Genomic DNA, 6432 nt, shown 5'->3' on the forward strand with positions numbered 1-6432 from the left:
GCCTCTTCGACCACGTACTGGATCGCCGGCTTGTCCACCACCGGAAGCATCTCCTTCGGAGTCGCCTTCGTGGCCGGCAGGAACCGGGTGCCGAGACCTGCGGCAGGGATGACAGCCTTGGTGATCCTGGTGTGCATGTGTGTGCGTGCTTCCCCGTGATGGTGCGTGGTGTGTGGTCCGGGCGCGCTCGGGCACGGCCCCGCGCGGGTGCGCGGGGCCGTGCCGGGAAGCGCTGGGTCAGGCGCCGACGAGATCCGTGCCGCTGACCTGCTGGGCGGTGGCGGCGGGCGCCGGTGTGCGCTGGTCGAGCGGGATGACGGCCGGGGCCGCCTCCTGGCCGAGGAGGACGGCGCGGACGGCGCGCTCGGCCGCGTGGCCGTCGTCGTACTGGACGAAGCGCTCGCGGAAGGCCGCGCGCAGGGCGGTGGCCCGCTCGTCGTTCCACGCACCGCTGCGGAAGACCTCGATGAGCTCGTCCTCGCTGGTGGCGGTGGCGCCGGGGGTCTGGCCGGGCTTCTGGGAGAGCAGGTCGAAGTACACGCCGCGCGCCTTGCTGTAGACCTCCCAGTCGTCCACGTAGGAGATGATCGGCCGGTCCAGGCAGGCGTAGTCGAACATGATCGACGAGTAGTCCGTGATCAGGGCGTCGGCGGCCAGGCACAGGTCCTCGACGACCGGGTACTTGGAGACGTCCTTGATCAGACCGCGCTCCTGGAGGGCCTGGAGCTGCGGGTCGGCGCCGTAGAAGTAGTGGGCGCGCACCAGGACGACGAAGTCCGGGCCCAGCTCGTTGCAGAGCCGCTCCAGGTCCAGGCGGGGGATGAAGCCCTTCTGGTAGTCGCGCACCGTGGGGCAGTACAGCAGGGCGGTCTGGCCCTCGGCGATGCCCAGTTCGGCGCGGATGCGGGCGACGTCCTCGCCGGTGGCCTGGAAGTAGACGTCGTTGCGCGGGTAGCCGGAGTCGACGTTCTCGAAGGCGCAGGGGTAGACCCGCTCCCAGATCTCCGTCGAGTGCTGGTTGGAGGAGAGGCTGTAGTCCCAGCGGTCGACGCGCTTGAGCATCTGGTGGAAGCTCATGTTCTTCGCGGCGGCCGGGAAGCGCTGCTGGTCGATGCCCATCTGCTTGAGCGGCGTGCCGTGGTGGGTCTGCAGATGGATCTGGCCGGGGCGCTTGACGATCTCGTTCGCGAAGTTGACGTTGTTGACGAGGTACTTGGCGCGCGCCATGACCTCCCAGTACCGGGGCGAGCGGGTGACGACGTAGTCGACGCCCTCCGGGACGTTCGCCACCTCGCTGGGGCGCACCACCCACACGCCGTGGATGTGCGGGGCCAGCTCCTTGGCCTTGTGGTAGATCGCGGCCGGGTTGCAGGCCACGCCGCGGTCCCAGTACGCGCTGTAGACGGCGAGGTTCTCGTCGATCGGGCGGCGCAGGTGCATGCGGTAGAGCTGGTCGTAGGCCTTGCGGCCGAGCGCCGTCTTGGTCTTGGCCGCGCGCTTGCGCAACTTGCCCCGCGTGGAGCCGGCCAGCTGCACGGCGGTGTAGGCGGGGTAGGAGCCGCGCTCCACCAGTTCGAAGCGCAGGCCGGCCACGCCCTCGGGCTTCTTGAAGCCGGCCGGCTTGAAGCGCCGGTACTGCTGCGAGGAGCGCTTGAAGAAGTCGGCGCGGTCCTTGGGCAGGACGCGGTCCTCGCGCACCAGCGTGAACAGGAAGTGGCTGACCATCCGCTCGAAGAGCAGTTCGCGCACCGGGTCCAGGTGCGGGCGCTCGTCGAGGAACTCGAAGAGGCGGGCGTACTGCTCGAAGATGCCGAAGTGCTTCTGGCCGGGGGTGCGCATGGAGTTGCCCTGGCGGCGCTGGCGGTACTCCACGCAGACCTGCTCCAGGCAGGCGATGCGCTCGGCGGTCAGCATGGTCTTGTAGACCATGAGGGCGTCTTCGTAGATGCCGTCGGTGAACGTGAATTCGTTGCCGACGTAGAAGTCGCGGCGGTACACGCGGTTCCACACGACGGCGAACATCGTCAGGTACTCGGGGCGCTCGAGGGCGGTGAACACGTCGGTGCCACCGGCGGCGAGCAGTTCGCCGGCGGCGCTCTCCTGCACCCGGTTCGTCCAGTACGTGCGGACGTGGTTGACCAGGAGGATGTCGGGGTCCTCCGTCAGGTCCAGGCGGTCGGCGACGGCCTGGAGCGCGCCCGGGGCCAGCGTGTCGTCGCTGTCCAGGAAGAAGATGTAGTCGCCGCGGGCTTCCAGGGCGCCGAGGTCGCGGGCCTTGCCGATGCCCTTGTTCTCCTCGAGGTGGATCGGCCGGACGCGGGGGTCACGGGCGGCGTACTCGTCGAGGATGCGGCCGCAGGCGTCCGGCGACCGGTCGTCGATGGCGACGATCTCGAAGTCGGCGAAGGACTGCTCGAGGATCGAGTCGAGGCACGCACGCAGATACCCCTGAACCTTGTAAACCGGGACAACAAGGCTTATTCGGGGGGATATCGTGCTCTGAACTGGACACATAGGAGCTTCCCTGGACCTGAAGGGGCGTCAAAAGAACGCCTCTGCAGGCGCCTCTGGCGATTCGTGAGTGAGAAGGTGAATATTACATGAAAATACAGTATGAGCGGAGGGCCAAATTCCACCGCCGGCCTTCCGACCAGCGACACAACACGCCCCAGCATGCGCTTTGTTGTACCGGACCTGTCCTTCCGCAACCGCTAGACGCGTAATCCTGGATGAAGGTTGCACGGCCAGATGCCGGTGTGATTTTTAACACCGCTCATGAGGTGGTGGCCGTGACCACCTGGTCGAGATTCTTGGACGTTTCCGTATAGGAATCGACCGAAATGCCGGACACTTTCTGCGCCCGCGCCAGCTCCTGGAACGCCGTCGTCCGGGACGCCGTGGTGAGGATGTGCAGGGCGCTGCGCTGGAGGTCGCCTAGACGCAGCGTGTGGCTGCCGGCCGGCGGGTAGCGCCCGGCCAGGGTGATGGTGTAGGCGGTCACCGGGGTGGCGGGGTCCCCGGGGGTGGCGTGCCGGACGCCGCTGAGGGTGATCGCGGCCTTCTGCGCGGCGGTCGGGGCGGAGGAGGCGAGCAGCTCGCGCACCGACCGGTAGGCGGCGTCGACCGAGGCGAACTTCGGGTCGGCGGTGTGGCGCTGGTTGTTGATCGCGTCGATCGTGGTGGTGCCGGAGAGCGGCGTCCGCGACAGGTCGGTGGCGGCGTCGACGGTGGTGGAGACGGTGGTGGGGCCACCGGCCTCGGGGGTGAGCCCGCCGAACGCGAAGGTGTCGCCGCCGGCGTCGCTGTGGTCGGAGCCGGTGTTCCGCACGATCCGGGTGTGGACGGGCAGGCCGGTGACGTCGAGGGTGGGCGGGGTCTGAACCGCGGCGTCGACGATGTCGGACGGGCTGCCGCCGGGCTCGATCAGGTCGTTGCCGCTGTACATGGAGGCGGTGGCGTCCTGGGAGCCGCCCCAGTCGCTCATGACGGTGCCCGTGAAGCCCCATTCGCCGCGCAGCAGGTCGGTGAGGAGGTCGCGGCTGCTCGCGGCGTAGCTCCCGCCGACCTTGTTGTAGGAGCTCATGACGGCCATCGGCTGGGCCGAGCGCACCGCGATCTCGAACCCCTTGAGCTCGATCTCGCGCAGGGCCCGCTCCCCCACGACGGAGTCGCCGCCGCGGCGGCCGCTCTCCTGGTTGTTGGCGGCCAGGTGCTTGACGGTCACGCCCACGCCGGGGTTGCTCTGCACGCCGCGGGTGGTGGCGGCCGCGGTGAGCCCGGAGACGAGCGGGTCCTCGGCGTAGTACTCGAAGTTGCGGCCGCCCAGCGGGTCGCGGTGGATGTTCATGCCCGGCGCCAGCCACAGGGAGACGCCGAAGGCGTTCATCTCCTTGCCGATGGCGGTGCCGACCCGGCGGATCAGGGCGGTGTCGAAGGACTGGGCGAGCAGCGTGCCGACCGGCCAGGCCGTGGCGTACTGGTAGGTGGCGGGGGTGGTGGGGACCTTCGGGGTCAGGCGCAGTCCGGCCGGGCCGTCGGCGAGGGTCATGCTGGGGACGCCCAGGGCTTCGAGGGTGCCGGTGGTGTAGCCGGCGGCGCCGACGGCGGAGCGGGTGCTGCCGCCCGTGGCGGCGCCCTCCACCACGGCGGCCAGCCGGCGCAGCGACAGCCCGGCGACGAACTCCTGGATCGTCGTACGGCCCTTGGCCACGTCGTAGAGCGTGGCGTCGGGGTCGGTCTCGACGTACCGGACGCGCTCGCCGGGCTTCGGCGCGTAGGGGGCGCCGGTCTTCTCCCAGTTCTGCTGGCGGTGGTCGAGGTAGGCGGTGGTGGCGGCCAGCTGTGAGCCGTCCAGGGCGTGGTACGGCGACGCCGGTCCGACGGTGACGTCCCGCGCGCGGTCCGCGGCGTGGTCGGCGGTGCGGAACGCCCGGGGGTCCAGGGTGAGGCGCCGGGCGGCGGCGGTCTCCTTCTTCTCGGCGGCATAGGTGAAGAAGTCCGCGGGTGTGCTGGTCAGTTCGCGGGCGGGCCGCCGGGCGGCCAGCTCGTGGTGGTTCCGCTCGGTGATGACGGGCCGGGCCAGGGAGAGCCGGGCGGCTACGTGGGTGGAGCGCGAGGAGTCGCCGACGCGGACCACGTAGTCGCCGGCGTCCAGGACCCAGGCGGCGCGGGACGCGTCGTAGGAGGCGAGGGACGGGGTGGTGAAGCGGATGGTTACGGTCTGCGAGACGCCGGGCGCCAGCTCGTCCGTCTTTCCGTAGCCCGCCAGCTGCTGGTAGGCCTTGTCCGCGCCGCTCTGCGGGGCGGAGACGTAGATCTGCACGACGTCGCGGCCGCTGTGCCGGCGGCCGGTGTTGGTGACCTCGGCGCGGACCGTCACGTGCCCGGCGTCCGCGGTCACCGTGCGGGTGCGGATGCGGAAGGCGGTGTAGGAACGCCCGAACCCGAAGGGGTAGTTGACGGCGCCGGCCGGATACCGCTCGTCGAGCGTGCGGTCGAAGGAGTCGAAGTAGCGGTAGCCCACGTAGATGCCCTCGGTGTACTCCTCGCGCGCCACCTGGCCGTCGTTGCCGGCGAAGGTCGCGGAGGCCGGGTAGGCGGCGTAGTCGGACGCCCAGGTGTCGGTGAGTCTGCCCGACGGGGTGACGGTCCCGTCCAGGACGCGGGCCAGGGCGGTGCCGCCCTCCTGGCCGGCCTGGCTCATCAGGAGCATCGCGTCCAGCGCCGGGCCGCCGGCCGGGTCGCGCTCGGCGGCGTTGAGCTGCCGGTAGAAGCTGGTGTCGATGACGCCGCCGGAGTTGATGACCACGACGACGTGCGCGTAGCCGCGGCCCAGGACCGTGAGGTCGGCCCGCTCGGTGTCGCTGAGCAGGTAGTCGCCCTTGCGGGCGGAGCGGTCCTTCTTCTCGCCGGAGCTGCGGGCGACGACGTAGACGGCGGTGCCGGTCGGGGCGGCCGGGCGGGCCGTGGCGGTGGTCAGCGGCTGCTCGACGGAGGCGTAGTCGACGGCCTGGCCCCAGGTGCTGGACGTACCGTGGCCGTACTTGGCGTCGTAGGCCGCCGTCATCGCCGACCAGTACGCGGCGCCGGTGGTCACCCGGTGGCCGGTCTTCTCCAGGCCCTGGCGGACGCTGACGGTGTAGCGGTTGTTGACGTTGCCGGAGCCGGTGCCGCCCTCGGCGGTCCGGTAGGCGCCGACGCCGAACAGGGCGACGGGGGCGTCCGGGCCGATCGGCAGCGTCCGGTCGTGGTTCTCCAGCAGGACCATGCCCTGCTCCGCCGACTGGCGGGAGAGGAGCGCGTTCGCCTGCTCCAGGCCGGCCCGCCGCTCGCTTCCGCTCCCCGGCGGGCCGGGTATCAGCCCGGTGAGCAGCAGGACCGCCGCCGCGGCCGCCACGGCGGCGGCCCCGATCATCGCTGTGGTCCGGGGGCGTCGCCAGGCTGGGCTCACCGACAGCGTCCTCTCAGCCGTGCGTCCGGCCGGGAGCCGGACGCAGGAGGAGGTTATGGATCATCTGTTGAACCGTCAAACAGCGGTGGCGGTACCGCTGGACGGGAGCGGAACGAGAAAGGGCCGCTCCTGACCCGTCAGGAGCGGCCCTCTCGTGCGGTCTGCTACTCGCTCGTCATCAGGCCCGCGCGCAGCTTCTTCACGACGCGGGTGATCAGGCGGGAGACGTGCATCTGCGAGCAGCCCAGCTCCTCGCCGATCTCCGACTGGGTCTTCTCCTCGACGAAGCGCAGGTGGATCAGGCGCCGGTCGCGCTCGTCCAGGCCGGCGACGAGCGGGGCCAGCGAGTGGAAGTTCTCCACCAGCTCGAAGCGCTCCTCGTCGATGCCGATGAAGTCGGCGAGCATCGTGTCGGACTCGTCGTCCTGTCCGTTGACCGCCGCGTCCAGGGAGACGCTGTTGTAGCCGTTGGAGGCCCGCTG

At 70.5% G+C, this 6432-nt stretch carries 4 protein-coding genes; all 4 read right to left on the reverse strand.

The annotated features are described in order from the left end of the window. Positions 1-254 (reverse strand): sugar phosphate nucleotidyltransferase (locus ABZY33_RS35720; RefSeq protein ID WP_356495888.1); only part of this gene is annotated, 254 nt, incomplete at its 3' end. Further along, positions 238-2514: a bifunctional glycosyltransferase family 2 protein/CDP-glycerol:glycerophosphate glycerophosphotransferase gene (locus tag ABZY33_RS35725; protein ID WP_356495885.1), complete on the reverse strand. Its 2277-nt coding sequence runs from the start codon at positions 2512-2514 to the stop codon at positions 238-240. The genes ABZY33_RS35725 and ABZY33_RS35720, both read right to left, overlap by 17 nt. A 259-nt stretch (positions 2515-2773) precedes the next feature. Next, positions 2774-5914: a glycoside hydrolase family 3 N-terminal domain-containing protein gene (locus ABZY33_RS35730; protein WP_356495886.1), complete on the reverse strand. Its 3141-nt coding sequence runs from the start codon at positions 5912-5914 to the stop codon at positions 2774-2776. A 200-nt stretch (positions 5915-6114) separates the two neighbouring features. Continuing rightward, positions 6115-6432 (reverse strand): sigma-70 family RNA polymerase sigma factor (locus ABZY33_RS35735; protein WP_356495887.1); only part of this gene is annotated, 318 nt, incomplete at its 5' end.

This window comes from Streptomyces sp. NPDC006552, assembly GCF_040611655.1.
In the GTDB taxonomy this organism is placed as follows: Bacteria; Actinomycetota; Actinomycetes; order Streptomycetales; family Streptomycetaceae; genus Streptomyces.